The sequence below is a fragment of the Tateyamaria pelophila genome, assembly GCF_019966495.1.
GTDB lineage: Bacteria > Pseudomonadota > Alphaproteobacteria > Rhodobacterales > Rhodobacteraceae > Tateyamaria > Tateyamaria pelophila.
The window spans coordinates 1-14,898 of sequence record NZ_JAIMIA010000108.1 but is presented as its reverse complement, the minus strand read 5'-3'; the positions used below and the strand labels follow the sequence as shown (position 1 = coordinate 14,898).

The window sequence follows — 14,898 nt, the reverse complement described above, 5'->3', positions numbered from 1 at the left end:
TCAGACAGAGCCGCCCGGTTCTCTGCGGTCGCCAGTCCCTCGGTCTCGAACCGGCCCATCTGCGACGTGGATGCGGCATGCGCATCGACGGCACGGCCACCGACAACCTGGCGCATCACGGGATCGAGCGCGAGACGGTCGGCGTCATTGACGTCCCCGTATCCTGCCAACCGGCCGTAGACCGATTGCCGAAACAGCCCGTCGAGCCGGTGGATCGTGTTCTTGCCACGGCGATTATCGCACAGGGCAGCAGACGCCAGATTGGACAGACCGAGCGCGTCATCAAGCTCGCGCATCACCAGAAGGCCGCCATCCGAACTGAGCTGAGCGCCCCGGAATTCCAGCCGCACGCGAGGGTCAAAATCCACACGATCTGCCCGCTGCAAGCCCGCACCCTCTGGGTGATCCATGAAACACATCCTCCGCAGCAACCAACGCCATGATATATATAGAAAATATCACGTTCAAGACAGCGAAATCAGAGATCTACTTGGGGAATGCGGGCTTTGGATCACGCTGAATGCAATCGGGCTGTTGGTGCGTCCGTTCGACCCCTACCCCTTCATTTTGCTGAATCTCGTCCTGTCCAGTCTCGCAGCCCTTCAGGCCCCCATCATCATGATGAGTCAGCGGCGTCAGGATACCAGAGACAGGATACAGGCAGAGAACGATTACCGTGTCAATTTGAAGGCGGAACTGGAGATCCGGCAGTTGCACGAAAAAATGGACCATCAGATGGCTCAGCAGTGGGACAAGCTTGCCGAACTGCAACAGATCCAGATCGAACTGCTGGAGGAACGCTTGAATGAAGACCGTTGAACCGGCACGCCCACTTTCATCTGTCCTTCCCGCCTTGCAGCACCCTGTTGTCCCGGCGGTTGTTCAAATCTGGGTCACTGGGGGTGCAGATCAGGTCTTGCAAAGTGTTTGCGTCAAATGCGCTGGACGGACGTGAAAGGCGATGTTGCAGGTCTTGCAACCGCGCATGGCGATGCGTTATCGATATCTGGAGTTATGCGAATGTCACGCCTGGCATAAAGACACGATCAGGCTGTACGCGCGGTCGCCGAACGTCACAATCCTCCGCTCGGTAAAGCGCGCCGAAACAGATCAAGCGTAATTGATGAAGATCAATTCACTTTCAAGCAATTGCGTTAGAAACGAGCAACCTTTGATGAAAGCAGGTCAGAGTTGACGCATTTCGTACTAATTATCCCATTTCTTTTTCTTGGAACTGCGCTGGAAGCCCAGAGCTCGGCGGAAACCCTCTATGTGGAAAACTGTGTATCCTGTCACGGCAGTACCGGACAAGGGGATGGCCCTGTTGCAACCAGTTTGTCGACAAAACCAGCGGACCTGACAAAGATCGCTGCCCGTCGCGATGGCGTTTGGCCCATGCTCGAGATCATGTCGATTTTAGACGGATATTCTCGAAATACACTCCCGCGCGAGGATATGCCTGTTTTCGAAAATTTTCTGGACAATGAGATGGTGGAATTCGACACCGGGAACGGTGTGAATATGTTGGTGCCCGCCAAGCTGATCGACATCGTCAATTTCCTTGAAACACTACAGGACCCTGCGCCGACGGCCTATGTCCCTTGAGTGATAAGCAGACTGCGTAAGTTACAAATGTGCGCCCACCAGACGCATATAAGACAAACGTTACACCAAGCGCCTTAGCAATGAGATGAACGGCGTACCCCTGCGCAGGGAGTGGAGACTTTGCCGCCCTCATTCCATCTTCATTGCTTCCGTTTCGATCATAATCGTTACCGCATCGCCCACGAGACCGTTATCGACGCCGTACGTCATGCCCCATTCGCTTCGCATGATCTCGGCGGAGATGGACAGGCCAAGGGTGAATCTCTTGTGGCCAAACGGGTAGTCCGCCGCCTTGTTGAGGGTCACGTCAAGCGTGACCGGATGTGTCTGGCCCAGTATTGACAGATCGCCCGTGACCGTACCGGTGGTATCACCCGTCGGTGAACCCGCACTGGCACTGAAGACAATCTCGGGAAAGCTGCCGCTGTTCAGAAACGAGCCTGAATTTACGTGCTTGTCGCGGGCATCATGAAATGTTTCCACCGACGCCGCACCGATGGTCACTGACACGTCGCTGAGTTCTTGCGTTTCCATATCGTAAACAAAACCGCCGGAAACCTCGGCAAACACGCCCAGTACACGTGAGTAGCCGACATGGTCTACCGTAAATGCAACCAGGGTATGTTCCGGGTCGAGTGAGTATTGCGCAGGCGCAGCGTGCAAAGTTGTGGCAGCAAGCGTGAAAGCAGCGGCAGTCAGGATACGCATGTAGGGAACTCCTTGAGTTGGAAAATGGAAGCACTAGCATTGGTATTCAAGCGTAACAGGCTACTTAAACCAGACACGCACAAGGGCAAGGATCGGACGTGAACGACACGAGCGCACCAAGGCATGCACTTTCAAACACGATGCACAAGATGTATCGCGCGGCCCGGCGCGTGAACAAGATGCATCGCGCCGCCCGGCGCGTGAATGAGACTTGTGTCGTTTCTCAAACCCGGCATGGCCGAACCGCAGACGCGGGAGGCGCTCACGTTGCATAGAGTGGGCATCGCATACGTGTCGCGCGCGCGCCGACTTGATCCGGAGTGGGGAATTCAGGCTGCCCGATTAAGCGCTTTCATCTTGCACTGTTGCATGGGACGCGTGCATCCAGCGCCCGCCTGCAAATCCGGCCTGCGCCCCCCATCCAAGCGTTTCACAGAGACCGCATCATGACCGTCCGTACCGCGACTGCTTTCATGCATCCAGGACTGGTCTTTGCTGCACTTTCGCTGGTTCTGCTCCCGCTGGTCTGGACCCTGTCGCTGTGGGCCTATGCCAGTGCGATGCTCCCCGCCGCCATGTTTCTGGTAATCGCAGGCACCGCAGGCGCGGGCCTGATCCGCCACTACGCGCATCCTACCCTTGGCGCGTGTAACATCATCACCCTGCTGCGTGCCGCATTCGTTTGCGTACTGGCCGGCGCAATCCTGACCCCCCCGACGACACCCATGGCGCATTGGAGCATCTGCGCAGCAGCCGTGCTGGCGCTATCGCTGGACGGCATGGACGGCTGGCTTGCCCGGCGCACCGGTCATGTCAGCGCGTTCGGCGCCCGATTTGATATGGAGACGGACGCCCTTCTCGGTGCCGTACTTGCGGTGATTGCATGGCAATCGGGCGTTGCCGCCATCGTGCTCCTGCTGGGCTTTATGCGGTATCTGTTCGTGGGGGCGGCATGGATCTGGCCATGGTTGTCGGCACCGCTGCCGGATCGTTTGCGGCGGAAATCAGTTTGCGTCGTCCAGATTGCGGCGCTTATCTTCTTGCTCGTGCCGGATGTACCGCAGGCGCTGTCAACGCTTATAGTCTACAGCGCGACAGGCGTTCTGGCGTGGTCTTTTGGTGCCGATATCTGGCTTCTGTGGCAGCGGCGCGCATGAGACGCGTCGCGCTCCTTGTCCTTGCCTCCGCGCTGCTGTTCGCCGCGCTGGCCTTGCCAAACTATCCTGGCAACTTCACCTTGCCAATCTTTGCGCGGTTTCCACTGGAACTTCCAGTGCTTCTGGGCTGCATGCTGGCCATCGGATCGACAAGTCGCGCGGGGCGCGTATTCCCACCGCTCATCGCTGTCGTTATCCTCGTCGCTGTGTTCGTGAAACTCGCTGATGTCGCGATGTTTACGGCGTACAATCGACCGTTCAACCCGCTGTTGGATGCGTTTCTGATCGAGGCGGGCACGAACTTGTTGCGGGACAGTATCGGAACGCCCGGTGTGGTGCTCGTCTGGATCGGCGCACTATTGGCTTTGATCGGTGTGTTTGTTGCATTGTGGTGGGCGTTGCGCCATTGGGCAAAAACGTCCGTCAACAAAACGGTCCGGATCATGGCAGGGACAACGGCCTTGGGTTTTGCTGCCCTCACGGTCGCGGACACAGGCAACAACCTTAACTGGTGGAAAACGCCCCAAGACGTTCACGGCACGTCGTTTACAACAAGGCTGGTCATGAAGCGCGGGATAGACGTCGCGGCCACAGCGGCAGATCTTCGGACGTTTCGAACGTTTGCGGCGGAAGACACATATGATGACGGGCGCACTCTGTTCGACCTCATCGGCGACCGCGACGTCATTCTGATCTATATCGAAAGCTACGGCCGGACGAGCATCGACAATCCGCTCTATGCACCAACCCATATCCCGACTCTGCGCGCCGCCGAAACCGCGATTGCAGACGCGGGCCTTGCCATGCGCAGTGGCTGGCTCGGTTCGCCCACGGCCGGCGGACAAAGCTGGTTGGCGCATGGAGCGGTGTCTTCGGGCCTCTGGACCACGGATCAGGGGCGCTATGCGGCGATGCTCACCAGCGGGCGGCGCACCCTCTTTCACCTCGCCGCCGAAGCCGGATTTCGCACCGCGGCCGTGATGCCTGCGATCACAATTCCATGGCCCGAAAGCAGCCTGATGGGCTTCGAAACGATCCTGGAATCCGCCGACATGGCCTATGACGGGACGGATTTCGGGTGGGTGACCATGCCCGATCAATATACGCTTGCCGCGTTCCCCGATCTGATCGGCCCCGACCCGCGCCGAGACTTCGTGCAGATTGCGCTTATCTCCTCGCATGCGCCCTGGACGCCGATCACACAGATTGTCCCGTGGGAGAAAGCCACCGAGGGCGCGATCTACCACGAGATGGCCATAGCTGGCCCCACGCCCCGCGAGGTATGGAAAAACCACGACACGGTGCGCGATTTCTACCGCCGTTCGATCGACTACGCATTACAAGCCGTCACCGGTTTTGCCGCGCGGCAAGGGCAGGAGGAGCCCCTCATTCTCATTCTGGGCGATCATCCCCCCGCAGGGTTCGTCAGCCAGATCGAGGGGGCGGATGTGCCGGCCCACCTGATCGGTCCACCCGATGTGCTCGCGCGGATCGATAGGTGGGGCTGGAGCGCCGGTATGATCCCCGATCCTGATGTCCCGTCGATCCGGATGGATGCGTTTCGCGATCGCTTCATCGCGGCGTTTTCGTCGCAGGCGGGAAGCTAGGCCATGATGCAACGTCTCATACGACTGGCGGTATCGACAGCCGTGATCGCGGTCTTGCTCACCGTGAACGATCTTGCGGACCTTGGTGCGCGGCTGCGCGAGGCCGATCTGCGTTGGCTTGCGGCCTGTGTGGCGGGCATCGGCGCGATAACGGGCCTGTGTGCCCTGCGCTGGCGCTGGGTGGCCCGCGATCTTGGCCTCCCCCTGCGCTATGACAGGGCGTTGCGCGAGTATTTTTACGCCACACTCGTCAATCAGGTCGTTCCCGGCGGCATTGCAGGCGATGTGGCCCGCGCTATCCGCGTGACACAGCCAGGCGCATTGCGCCGTGCTGCGCAATCGGTGGTGGTCGAGCGGGCGGTGGGTCAAATCGCGACCCTCCTGCTTTTGATGTTAGGGCTGACGATTTCCCTTGCGATCCCGGGTGGCATCGTCTGGCCGTGGTGGACAGGCACAGCGCTGGCATGTCTCGCGCTGGTGGCTGCTGGCGCATTTTTTGTGAAACAACGGAGAAACCCGGACACGCGGGCCTTTCTTGCACCGTTATGGACAACATTACGCGCGCCGCGCCAGATTGCACTGGCCATCCTCATCGCGCTTTTGCTGAACTTGAGCTTCTACGCCAGTGCACGGGCTGTGGGCGTGATCCTGCCACTCGCCGCAGTCTTTACCGTGATCCCCCTTGTCCTGACCGCCATGATGATCCCACTGTCGGTGGGCGGCTGGGGCTGGCGCGAAGGGGCAGCGGCGGTTCTTTTTCCACTGGCAGGGGCGACAGCGGCGCAAGGGATCGCGGCTGGTATCGCCTACGGGGCCTGCATGCTGATCGCAGCCTTGCCCGCCATCGCATTCCTGGTCCACAGGCCGCACGGGCCAACCCCCGACCTCATCTCAAAACCCTACTGATACCGGAGACGATATGACATCATTCACCCCCCTCACCCGCCGCCACGTCCTCAGCACGGGTGCCGCGACCCTCGGCCTCGGCGCGCTCGGCATATCCCCCGCAATCGCGCAGACCACGGATGTGGCCCTGCAATTGTCATGGCTGCATTCGGTGCAATTCGCGGGCAGCTATATCGCGCAGGAGCGCGGCTTTTGGCGCGACGAGGGCCTCAACGTTGCGCTTAATCCGGGGGGGCCGAATGCTCCGGTAGAGCCACCCGTGGTCGCGGGCCGTGCTCTTGTCGGCATTTCCGCTGCCGACTACGCCTCCGCCGCCGTGGCACAGGGGGCGCCGTTCAAAATCATCGGCGTCGCGATGAAAAAGAACCCTTTCGCCATCGCATCGCTGCCCGCAAACGCGGTACGCACGCCTGCCGATCTGGTGGGCAAGCGTATCGGGATGGCTATTGCGAACACGCCTGTGTTGCAGGCGCTCTGCACGCTGAATGACGTGGACATCAATGATATCGAGATCGTACCGACCCAATATGATGCAGCACCCCTGCTGAATGGACAGGTCGATTGTCTGCTGTGCTGGGCCACCGACCTACCCGTCGCCATGGCGATGCAAGGGGTCGAAAGCGTCACGATGCTGATGGCCGATCACGGCTATTCAGTGCACTCCCAGACTTACATCGCAACCATCGACAGCATCGCCAACCGCCGTTCGGATGTCGTGGGTCTGTTGCGTGGCGAAGTGCTGGGTTGGGCGGAGTATGAGGCCGATACCGATGCCGCCACCGATCTTACCCTTGCGATGTTCCCCGACGCGGGCCTTGATCCCGCAACACAGCGCGAGCAGGCCCGCCGGCAAATTCCGCTGATGTTTCCAGATGATGCGAGCGACCCGTTCGGCTGGTTCACTCAGGAAAGCGTGGCTGCAAACATCGAAACGCTGGCCCTTCTCGGCCGTGACGTGAGCCCGGATCTCTGGGACCGCTCGCTGCTTGAAGACGTGTATGCATAATAACGATATGGCCACGCACGACATCATCGCTTCGGGGCTGTCCAAATCCTTTGGCGGCGCGTCCCCTGTGGACGCGCTGGCCCCTGTCGATATTACCTTCCATGCCGGGCAGACGACCGCACTCGTCGGCCCGTCGGGGTGTGGAAAATCAACGCTGCTGCGATTGATTGCAGGCCTGGAGACGCCGACGAAAGGCACGGTCATGATCGGGGATGAAACACCCAGGGATCTGGCGCACCGTGGTGGCATCGGCATGGCGTTTCAGGATGCATCCCTTTTGCCCTGGCGCAGCGTGCATGGCAACATCGCCCTCGCCCTGCAACTGGCGCGGCAACCTTTCGATGCTGCGGCCATCGACGACTTGATCGCGCTTGTCGGGCTGGAGGGGTTCGCCGATGCCCGTCCCGCGGCGCTTTCGGGCGGGATGCGGCAGCGTGCGGCGATTGCGCGCTGCCTTGTGACATCACCCGAGTTGATCCTTCTGGACGAGCCGTTCGGCGCGGTCGACGAATTGACCCGTGCCCGCCTCGGGAGCGAGCTTCCTCCTCTCTGGCGCGCACGCGGGACAACCGCGATCCTTGTGACCCATTCGATTGCCGAGGCTGTTACCCTGTCGGATCGTGTGATCGTATTGTCCCCGCGTCCCGCTAGTGTGATCGCGGATATCGCGGTCGAAGGCCGGACCACGGCGGATATCGAAAACGGTATGGATGCTGTCTCCCGCACTCTGGCGGCGGCTGCGTGATCTACCGCGCGGCCTTTCCACTCCTCGGCGTGCTGGCGACCATTACGCTGTGGGAAGCCCTCTCGGTGCTGAACGCCGGCAGTTTCGTGATTGCAGGGCCGGTTGACGTCGCGCTTTGGCTCCGTGCCAACGCGAGCCTCGTCGGGCATGCATCTGCCGCAACACTCTCAGCCGCGTTCTGGGGCTTCGTCTGGGGCAATCTCGCGGCAGGCGCTATTGCCATTCTGGTGATCGTGCTGCCACGCACGGAGCGGTTTATCTCGTTTGCCGCACTCGTCATCTTTTGTTTGCCGATTGTGGCCACGGGGCCGATCTTGCGCGTTCTTTACGGCACGGGCACCGGACCGCAGATCACACTCGCCGCCTTGGCCGTCTACTACACGACATATCTCGCGCTGGTCGTCGGCCTGCGCGCAGTGCCGACAGGGTGGACGGACCTCGTGCACCTCTACGGACGCGGGCCTCTGACGATCCTCCGGGTGGTGCGCGCACGGGCCTGCGCGCCCTACCTGCTGGCCGGTTTGCAGATCGCGGCCCCAGCAGCGGTCCTCGGCGCCATGGTTGGTGAATTTACCGGCGCGGAGCGCGGGCTTGGCGTGCTGACGTTGCGCGCAATGGCCGGCCTTGACGTGGTGGCGACATGGAGCATCGCGGTCGTCGCGGCGACCGTCTCAATCCTGGCATATCTGGGCATCGGGGCGCTCTCGCGGTTGCGCGGCGAAGGGCCGCCGGTTCTGATTCTGAGTACGGGGTCACCTGGCGCACGCGACCCTTTCTTGCGCCGTATGGTCGAAGCCATTGGCATTACCCTCCTTCTACTCCTGATCTGGCAAGTTGCCATGGATGCCTTCGGCTTGTCGCAGTTCTTTGCCAAACGGCCCGGCGATGTTTTGACCTATCTGGGCGATCCGGTGGCGCGCAACACTTTGCTTGGCGCCTTGTGGGAAACCCTGATCTGGACGGTGCCGGGCTATGCGGCCGGACTTGTGCTTGGCGCGGGGCTTGCGGCCGCGCTCACGCTTCTGCCCGGAACGGCAGGGCTGATCATGCCGCTGGCTGTGATGTTTCGGTCTGTGCCGATCATCACGACGGCCCCCTTGCTGGTTCTTGCGCTCGGTCGCGGTGCCACGGGAACGATAACGATCGTGGCAATCATGATCTTCTTCCCCTCATTTGTCGCCTGCCTGCACGGGTTGGCACAGACGCCAGGACAAGTGCGCGACGTTTTTGCCAGCTACGGCGCCAGCCGTCTGCGTCTGTTGGTCTCTGCCCAGATCCCTGCAATGCTGCCTGCGTTCTTTGCCTCTGCGCGCATGGCGGTGCCTGCCGCCCTGCTTGCGGTCACGACGACAGAATGGCTTGCGACGGGTCGCGGTATCGGCGCATTGATGGCGCTGACGTCCAGCACGTCCGACTACAACATGCTTTGGAGTGCTGTCGTCGCCGTAGCCCTTGTTGCCGTGGCCGCCTATTTGCTGGTCGAACGGGCAGAGCGGTGGATTTTGTCCAGCTATGCCGCCGAGCAATTGGCATGAAGGCCGTTTTTGCAATCCCCGGTGACATGCACCGCAAGACCGGTGGTTTCATCTACGAAGCCGAAGTCCTGGCCGCCCTGAACCGGATCGGTGTGCAGACCACGCACCTCGAACTGTCCGACAGCTTTCCCGATCCGTCGCCGCATGACATGGAAATGACACTGGCGGCCCTTGCACAGGTGCCCGCTGATGTACCCGTTATCCTCGACGGGTTCATCGCCGGCACGATTGACCCGCAAGGTGCGGCGCAACTTGCGGCGCCGCTCGTCGCAATCACCCATCATCCGCTCGGGTACGAAACGGGCCTGTCTGCCGAGCGCGCATCCCTGTTGATACAAAAAGAACGCGCGGCGCTTGCACAGATGGCACATATCGTGGTGCCCAGTCCGCACACGGCGGCCATCCTATGTTCGGACTTTGGCGTGGACAGACACCAGATCACCGTCGCGCCGCCCGGATTTACGCGACCCGGGGATTGCAAAAACAAGCCGCAATCGCCGCCACTGATCCTGTCCGTCGGCCTGCTCGCCCCGCGCAAAGGGCATGATACGCTCCTCGCCGCCTTGGCGACGATCATCGATCTGCCCTGGTCTGCCGACATTGTCGGGAAAACGCATGACCTGGGCACCAAGGAAGCGCTTGATCAACTTTGTGCCGACCTCGGCCTCGGCAGCCGCGTTACCTTTTCGGGAGAGCTTGACCGCCTTGCCCTGCACGACCGCTACAGTGCCGCGACCCTTTTCGCATTGGCCACGCGGTACGAAGGCTACGGGATGGTTTTCGGCGAAGCGATGATGTTCGGACTGCCAATTGTCTCCTGCGACACCGGCGCAGTCCCGCAGACGGTTGGGAATGCGGGCATCCTCGTCCGACCGGGCGACGGCAATGCGTTCGGCGCGGCCCTGCGTCAGATGTTGAGCGATGTCGATACCCGCACGACCTATGCCAGCGCCTCCGCCGTGCAAGGGTCCGAATTGCCCACTTGGGAAGATACCGCGCAGATCATTGCGAACGTTCTGCGAACGCTAGCATGATCGGCTCTGCCAACATCCGTTTTCAAGACCAATCATAAGGCGTCAGCCATGGCCTCTTTGGCCTTCGCGGTCCTATTGGCCACGCGGCTCCCACTGAGTTTGCACGGCTTCAATGCTGTAGAGGCCTTCGTTTTCCACATCGCAATGTGGGCATCACTTTCGAGGGTGTCTGCGTCGCGTTGTGCATACGCGAGGCGCGCCCGAGGATCGGCACCGCATAGATGGCGGTAACAGACCGAAGCGAAACGCAGCGACATACCGATGACACCGATACGCCCAGAGATGGATGCCAGAAGCCGGTGCTTTGCTTTCTGCCTGTCACCCCATCACTGGAAACATGCAGGGAACCAAATCGCGACCTCGTCGTTATCGTTTAACTTGACGCATGCAGACGGAGAAAAACACCATGGCAACTCAGGACGGTTCCAGCAAAACAACAAAGGTTTTTGGCGTGATCGCCTTCGTCGGCGTGCTCCTTGCGATCTACCTTGGCGTCACAGGCGCCCAGGACCGCAACAGTTTGACCCAAGAAGTCACCACCTTGCAAAACGAGTTACAGCAGCAGCAGGATGCCGCCGGTACGGTCGATGAATTGCGCACCGAGATAGACACCATCCGTCCCGAGCTTGAAAACCTGAACAGTGAACGAACGACTGCACAGTCGGAGCTCGACACAGCCCGCGCTGGGTTGGAAGAGGTCATGGCGCAGAAGGACAGCATTGATCAGGAAGTCGCGCGCCAGCGAGAGGCACTCGAATATCTGGAAGCCGAAGCGGCGCCCCTGCGCGAAGAGATCGAAAGCTTTGAGGCGCGCAGTGCCGAGCTTTCGGAAACGATCGACGCGCAGCAATCAGAATTGGAAGCCACGAATACGCGCGTTGAAGAGGCGCGCCTGATCGAAACCGATTTGCGTCAGGCCATGGCCACGCTTACGGAAGACACCGCGCGCCTTTCCGAAGAGGCTGCAACACTGGAGACGGAAGTTCAGGAACAGACTGTTGTGCGCAATCAGATGCAGGCTGAGAAGGACGCTTTGGACAGCGAGATCACCGAGTTGACATCGCACCGCCAGACAATGGAAGACACCGTTACAGAGCTTCAGAAAGAAGCCACCAACCTGCAAGAAGATGGCGACGCACTGCGTGCCCAACGTGAGGAATTGCAAACGCTGGTTACCCGGTTGACCGAGAATGTTGAACAGCGGGCAAACCGGTTGGCCGACATCGAAAACCGAATGGCGGCGGCAATTTCCGACACGCAATCGGGTCAGTCTTCGGATGAATCAGAGGCTGAGAGCAAGTCCGAGCCCGTCAGCGCGGCGCCGCAGGATCAAGACGCAACATCGAACACATCACAAGATCAAGCGTCTGAGGGTGACGCTAACGGTGGCACTGCCGACGGCTCTACACAAAGCGCAGAAGATAACGCTGAGCTCACCGAATCCGATGAGCCACAATCAACTGCAACGTCTGAGAGTGACACTAATGGTGTCACCGCCGAAGGCTCTACACAGAGCGCAGAAGATAACGCAGAATCCACCGGATCCGATGAGCCACAATCAGCTGCATCCACAGAGACGTCGAATGGTGCCGAACCCGCAGAAAGCGGCTCGGACTCCCAAGCGCGGGACAGCGGTGACGGTGATCAATCCGGCAGCACGGAAACCGACTCAGCATCCGGCGACACGGAAGCCGAAGAACCGCAGACCGGCGCCACAGCCGAGCAGTCGGACAGTTCTGACAACGACACTGGCACGCCAAAAGTCCAAGCGGCACAAGACGAGTGAGCGTAGTTCTGTGGGTGCCGACCTGACCATCCCGTCATTTTCGAGCAAAGGCCCCGAAACGATGTCTGATGCAGCGTTTGACGCTCCCGCTACAAACTCCTTGAGTAAGTTTTGTGTATTGCTGAACGGCCGGTCCGGGAAAAAGGAGGCAGGCCCTTCTGAACGGGACGTGCAGGCGGCCTTTTCGCGCGTCGGACTATCCCCTCAAATCGAAGTCCTGGACCCTTCCAAACCTCTTGAGGAAACCGTCCGTACCCTTGTCGATTCCGGCCACAGGACGGTGGTTGCCGCGGGGGGTGATGGGACGATCAGCGGTGTGGCTCAGGCCCTTTCGGGCACGCAAGCCACGATGGGTATATTGCCACGCGGTACCTTCAACTATTTCGCGCGATCTTTGGGAATTCCGCAGGACCTTGATGACGCAGTGGACGTGATTGCGGGCGGCCATACGCGGTCGCTGCGTCTGGCCTTGCTGAATGACACCGTATTCCTCAACAATGCAAATTTCGGGCTTTATCCCCAGATCCTGCGGTCCCGTGAGGACATCTACAATTTCTGGGGCCGAAGCCGCACAGCAGCCTACTGGTCAGCGCTCAAGGTGTTGTTTCGATGGCCAAAACCATTGGTCGTCAGCATCCGGACCCAAGACAAGACAAAAGATGTCCGCACACCCATGATCTTTGTGCTCAACAACGCGTTCCAGTTGAAGCATATGGGCATGGAAGGCGCACAATGCATCGAGGATGGTCAGATGGCCATGTTGATCGCACCGGATCAGGGGCGGTTTGGTATGCTGCGAAGCGCCGCCGCAATGCTCTTGGGACGTGCGTCGCGGCACCGCGATTTCCACCTTGTGTGTAGCGAGGATTTCGAAATCAGCACCTCCCGCAGGAAACTGTTGGTGGCCCGCGACGGAGAACGCTGCATGATGTCCGGGCCGTTCCGATTGTCCCTCAGCCATGATCCGTTGCCGATCATCGTTCCGTTCGGCAGCGGGGAGACGACGCGATGAAACGCCTGCTCCATGTCTCGGACCTTCATTTCGGTAGGGACCGTCCCGAATTGCTGAGCCCGCTCATCGACAAGATCAATACGCTGGCCCCGGATCTCGTCGCGATTTCCGGTGATCTCACCCAGAGGGCCCGGGCGGCTCAGTTCGCCCGCGCCCGTGAACTGATCGACCGCATCGAAAGCCTGGTGCTGGTGGTGCCGGGAAACCACGATACACCTCTCGACAATCTGTTCTAGCGGGTGTTCGCACCGTGGCGGCGTTATCGGAACTGGATATCAACCGACCTCGAACCGCAGGTGCATGATCCGGGATGGTCAGTCGTCGGCATAAATTCCGTCAATCCACTGGGCTGGCAGCGAGGCTGGTTCGACAAAAAGGATATCGAGACCGTCAGACAAGGCTTCGCGCAGACGCCTGCCGGGGCATTCCGGATCGTCGTCGTGCACCATCCGCTTGAGCATTTGCCGGGCGAGCAGAAGAAACTTATGCGCGGTGCGGATTTGGCGATAAGCTCCCTCGCGCAACTGGGTACGGATATCGTCCTGTCCGGGCACCTGCATAGCTGGCGCGCGGACGTTTTTGCCGCGACGCAGTTCGAGCCTACGGTCTTGCAAGTGCATGCGGGCACCGGTCTTTCGGATCGATACAGGGGTCAGGAGAACGATTTCAATCTGTTGACCCTCGACGACGAAACTGTGCGTGTCGAACGTTACATCAGCACGGGCACGGATTTCTTTCGCCAGGACAGCACGATCCGCTTTCGGCGGATCACAACAGGGTGGGAAGCCGACATGGAAGGAACCACTGACCCGACGTGTTAGATCTATTACGATCGTCCGTGCAGGTGACGAAGAGGCTGCTGCCCTTGCAGGGCGTCCCGCTGCCCTCGGCAGGTTCGGCACATCAAAAGTCTACAAGGCGCGAGCGAGGTCAGCGACTGCGCATGTCATCGTCCACCTGACGCCGTCCGGAGCATAGTCAAGCGCCACTTCCGCTTTCAGGACGGAGGTCGTCATCTGATTTATGACGATGGATCCAAACCCGTTCGATTTTGGCGGCACGACCTTCGGACCGTTGCGTTCGGTCCATTTTATCGTGAAAATATCTGTATCGGGGCTTATGTCCCAGACCACCTCAACCTCACCATCGTCTGTCGAGAGTGCCCCATATTTGCCTGCATTTGTGCCCAGTTCATGCAAGGCCATGCCAATCGCCTGTGCCGCGTCAGGCGAAAGGGTGACCTTCGGCCCTGCAAGAATGATCCGGCCATCGATCAGATCGCTGAAATGGTTTCCCGCATTCCCCAAGTAGATCTCTGATTTCGCTGTCTTGAACGTGATATTTTCTATATATATCATGGCGTTGGTTGCTGCGGAGGATGTGTTTCATGGATCACCCAGAGGGTGCGGGCTTGCAGCGGGCAGATCGTGTGGATTTTGACCCTCGCGTGCGGCTGGAATTCCGGGGCGCTCAGCTCAGTTCGGATGGCGGCCTTCTGGTGATGCGCGAGCTTGATGACGCGCTCGGTCTGTCCAATCTGGCGTCTGCTGCCCTGTGCGATAATCGCCGTGGCAAGAACACGATCCACCGGCTCGACGGGCTGTTTCGGCAATCGGTCTACGGCCGGTTGGCAGGATACGGGGACGTCAATGACGCCGACCGTCTCGCGCTCGATCCCGTGATGCGCCAGGTTGTCGGTGGCCGTGCCGTCGATGCGCATGCCGCATCCACGTCGCAGATGGGCCGGTTCGAGACCGAGGGACTGGCGACCGCAGAGAACCGGGCGGCTCTGTCTGA

The 14,898-nt window shown here is 60.0% G+C and carries 15 protein-coding genes and 2 pseudogenes; 14 read left to right on the top strand and 3 right to left on the bottom strand.

The genetic code is table 11. The annotated features are described in order from the left end of the window. Window positions 1-410, bottom strand: a 410-nt coding sequence (locus LC354_RS21925; protein WP_223421634.1) for a transposase, incomplete at its 3' end; no start/stop codon positions are given. Window positions 411-504: 94 nt separating this feature from the next. On the opposite strand from LC354_RS21925, the pseudogene LC354_RS21920 reads away from it, so the two are divergent. Both LC354_RS21920 and LC354_RS21915 read left to right on the top strand, forming a co-directional pair. Beyond that, window positions 505-819, top strand: a pseudogene (locus tag LC354_RS21920) (DUF1003 domain-containing protein); the annotation flags it as partial. Between the two features lie 453 nt (window positions 820-1,272). Beyond that, window positions 1,273-1,605, top strand: a complete 333-nt coding sequence (locus tag LC354_RS21915; protein ID WP_223427896.1) for a cytochrome c — start codon at window positions 1,273-1,275, stop codon at window positions 1,603-1,605. A gap of 129 nt (window positions 1,606-1,734) precedes the next feature. On the opposite strand, the gene LC354_RS21910 is transcribed toward LC354_RS21915, so the two are convergent. Continuing rightward, window positions 1,735-2,313, bottom strand: a complete 579-nt coding sequence (locus LC354_RS21910; RefSeq protein ID WP_223427894.1) for a YceI family protein — start codon at window positions 2,311-2,313, stop codon at window positions 1,735-1,737. Window positions 2,314-2,759: 446 nt separating this feature from the next. Between LC354_RS21910 and LC354_RS21905 the strand changes: the two genes are divergently transcribed. The 11 genes and pseudogenes from LC354_RS21905 to LC354_RS21855 all read left to right on the top strand — a co-directional run bounded on the left by LC354_RS21905 (window position 2,760) and on the right by LC354_RS21855 (window position 13,922). Further along, window positions 2,760-3,470, top strand: coding sequence for a CDP-alcohol phosphatidyltransferase family protein (locus tag LC354_RS21905; protein ID WP_223427892.1), 711 nt, complete (start codon window positions 2,760-2,762; stop codon window positions 3,468-3,470). Next, window positions 3,467-5,077 carry a sulfatase-like hydrolase/transferase gene (locus LC354_RS21900; RefSeq protein WP_223427891.1) on the top strand — a complete coding sequence of 537 codons (1,611 nt, stop codon included), beginning with the start codon at window positions 3,467-3,469 and terminating at the stop codon, window positions 5,075-5,077. The genes LC354_RS21905 and LC354_RS21900 overlap by 4 nt, the downstream gene beginning before the upstream one ends. Before the next feature lie 3 nt (window positions 5,078-5,080). Beyond that, a complete protein-coding gene (locus LC354_RS21895) occupies window positions 5,081-5,983 on the top strand; it encodes a lysylphosphatidylglycerol synthase transmembrane domain-containing protein (RefSeq protein WP_223427890.1) in 903 nt (300 codons plus the stop codon). A 13-nt stretch (window positions 5,984-5,996) separates the two neighbouring features. Then, entirely contained in the window at window positions 5,997-6,989 is a 993-nt protein-coding gene (locus LC354_RS21890; protein WP_223427888.1) for an ABC transporter substrate-binding protein, read from the top strand. 106 nt (window positions 6,990-7,095) lie between these two features. Continuing rightward, window positions 7,096-7,734 (top strand): annotated as a pseudogene (locus tag LC354_RS21885) (ABC transporter ATP-binding protein); the annotation flags it as partial. Further along, the gene (locus tag LC354_RS21880; RefSeq protein ID WP_223427885.1) at window positions 7,731-9,269 is read left to right on the top strand and encodes an ABC transporter permease; all 1,539 of its coding nucleotides are present in this window, start codon (window positions 7,731-7,733) and stop codon (window positions 9,267-9,269) included. The pseudogene LC354_RS21885 and the gene LC354_RS21880, both read left to right, overlap by 4 nt. Continuing rightward, window positions 9,266-10,303, top strand: coding sequence for a glycosyltransferase family 4 protein (locus tag LC354_RS21875; RefSeq protein ID WP_223427884.1), 1,038 nt, complete (start codon window positions 9,266-9,268; stop codon window positions 10,301-10,303). The genes LC354_RS21880 and LC354_RS21875 overlap by 4 nt, the downstream gene beginning before the upstream one ends. Before the next feature lie 406 nt (window positions 10,304-10,709). Then, window positions 10,710-12,089, top strand: coding sequence for a hypothetical protein (locus LC354_RS21870; protein ID WP_223427882.1), 1,380 nt, complete (start codon window positions 10,710-10,712; stop codon window positions 12,087-12,089). A gap of 61 nt (window positions 12,090-12,150) precedes the next feature. Beyond that, a complete protein-coding gene (locus tag LC354_RS21865) occupies window positions 12,151-13,101 on the top strand; it encodes a diacylglycerol/lipid kinase family protein (RefSeq protein ID WP_223427881.1) in 951 nt (316 codons plus the stop codon). After that, a complete protein-coding gene (locus LC354_RS21860) occupies window positions 13,098-13,337 on the top strand; it encodes a metallophosphoesterase family protein (RefSeq protein ID WP_223427880.1) in 240 nt (79 codons plus the stop codon). Before LC354_RS21865 ends, LC354_RS21860 begins: the two co-directional genes overlap by 4 nt. Window positions 13,338-13,340: 3 nt before the next feature. After that, window positions 13,341-13,922, top strand: coding sequence for a metallophosphoesterase family protein (locus LC354_RS21855; protein ID WP_223427872.1), 582 nt, complete (start codon window positions 13,341-13,343; stop codon window positions 13,920-13,922). 90 nt (window positions 13,923-14,012) lie between these two features. Here LC354_RS21855 and LC354_RS21850 read toward each other — a convergent pair whose 3' ends face one another. Beyond that, window positions 14,013-14,459: a sensor histidine kinase gene (locus LC354_RS21850; protein ID WP_223427870.1), complete on the bottom strand. Its 447-nt coding sequence runs from the start codon at window positions 14,457-14,459 to the stop codon at window positions 14,013-14,015. Window positions 14,460-14,488: 29 nt separating this feature from the next. On the opposite strand from LC354_RS21850, the gene LC354_RS21845 reads away from it, so the two are divergent. Next, the coding region (locus LC354_RS21845) for a transposase (protein WP_223421634.1) at window positions 14,489-14,898 on the top strand (410 nt) is incomplete at its 3' end.

Bases quoted from the DNA above. Each gene is read 5' to 3' on its own strand.
- LC354_RS21910 (WP_223427894.1), bottom strand. From the start codon at position 2,313: ATGCGTATCCTGACTGCCGCTGCTTTCACGCTTGCTGCCACAACTTTG.
- LC354_RS21905 (WP_223427892.1), top strand. From the start codon at position 2,760: ATGACCGTCCGTACCGCGACTGCTTTCATGCATCCAGGACTGGTCTTT.
- LC354_RS21900 (WP_223427891.1), top strand. From the start codon at position 3,467: ATGAGACGCGTCGCGCTCCTTGTCCTTGCCTCCGCGCTGCTGTTCGCC.
- LC354_RS21895 (WP_223427890.1), top strand. From the start codon at position 5,081: ATGATGCAACGTCTCATACGACTGGCGGTATCGACAGCCGTGATCGCG.
- LC354_RS21890 (WP_223427888.1), top strand. From the start codon at position 5,997: ATGACATCATTCACCCCCCTCACCCGCCGCCACGTCCTCAGCACGGGT.
- LC354_RS21875 (WP_223427884.1), top strand. From the start codon at position 9,266: ATGAAGGCCGTTTTTGCAATCCCCGGTGACATGCACCGCAAGACCGGT.
- LC354_RS21870 (WP_223427882.1), top strand. From the start codon at position 10,710: ATGGCAACTCAGGACGGTTCCAGCAAAACAACAAAGGTTTTTGGCGTG.
- LC354_RS21865 (WP_223427881.1), top strand. From the start codon at position 12,151: ATGTCTGATGCAGCGTTTGACGCTCCCGCTACAAACTCCTTGAGTAAG.
- LC354_RS21860 (WP_223427880.1), top strand. From the start codon at position 13,098: ATGAAACGCCTGCTCCATGTCTCGGACCTTCATTTCGGTAGGGACCGT.
- LC354_RS21850 (WP_223427870.1), bottom strand. From the start codon at position 14,459: ATGATATATATAGAAAATATCACGTTCAAGACAGCGAAATCAGAGATC.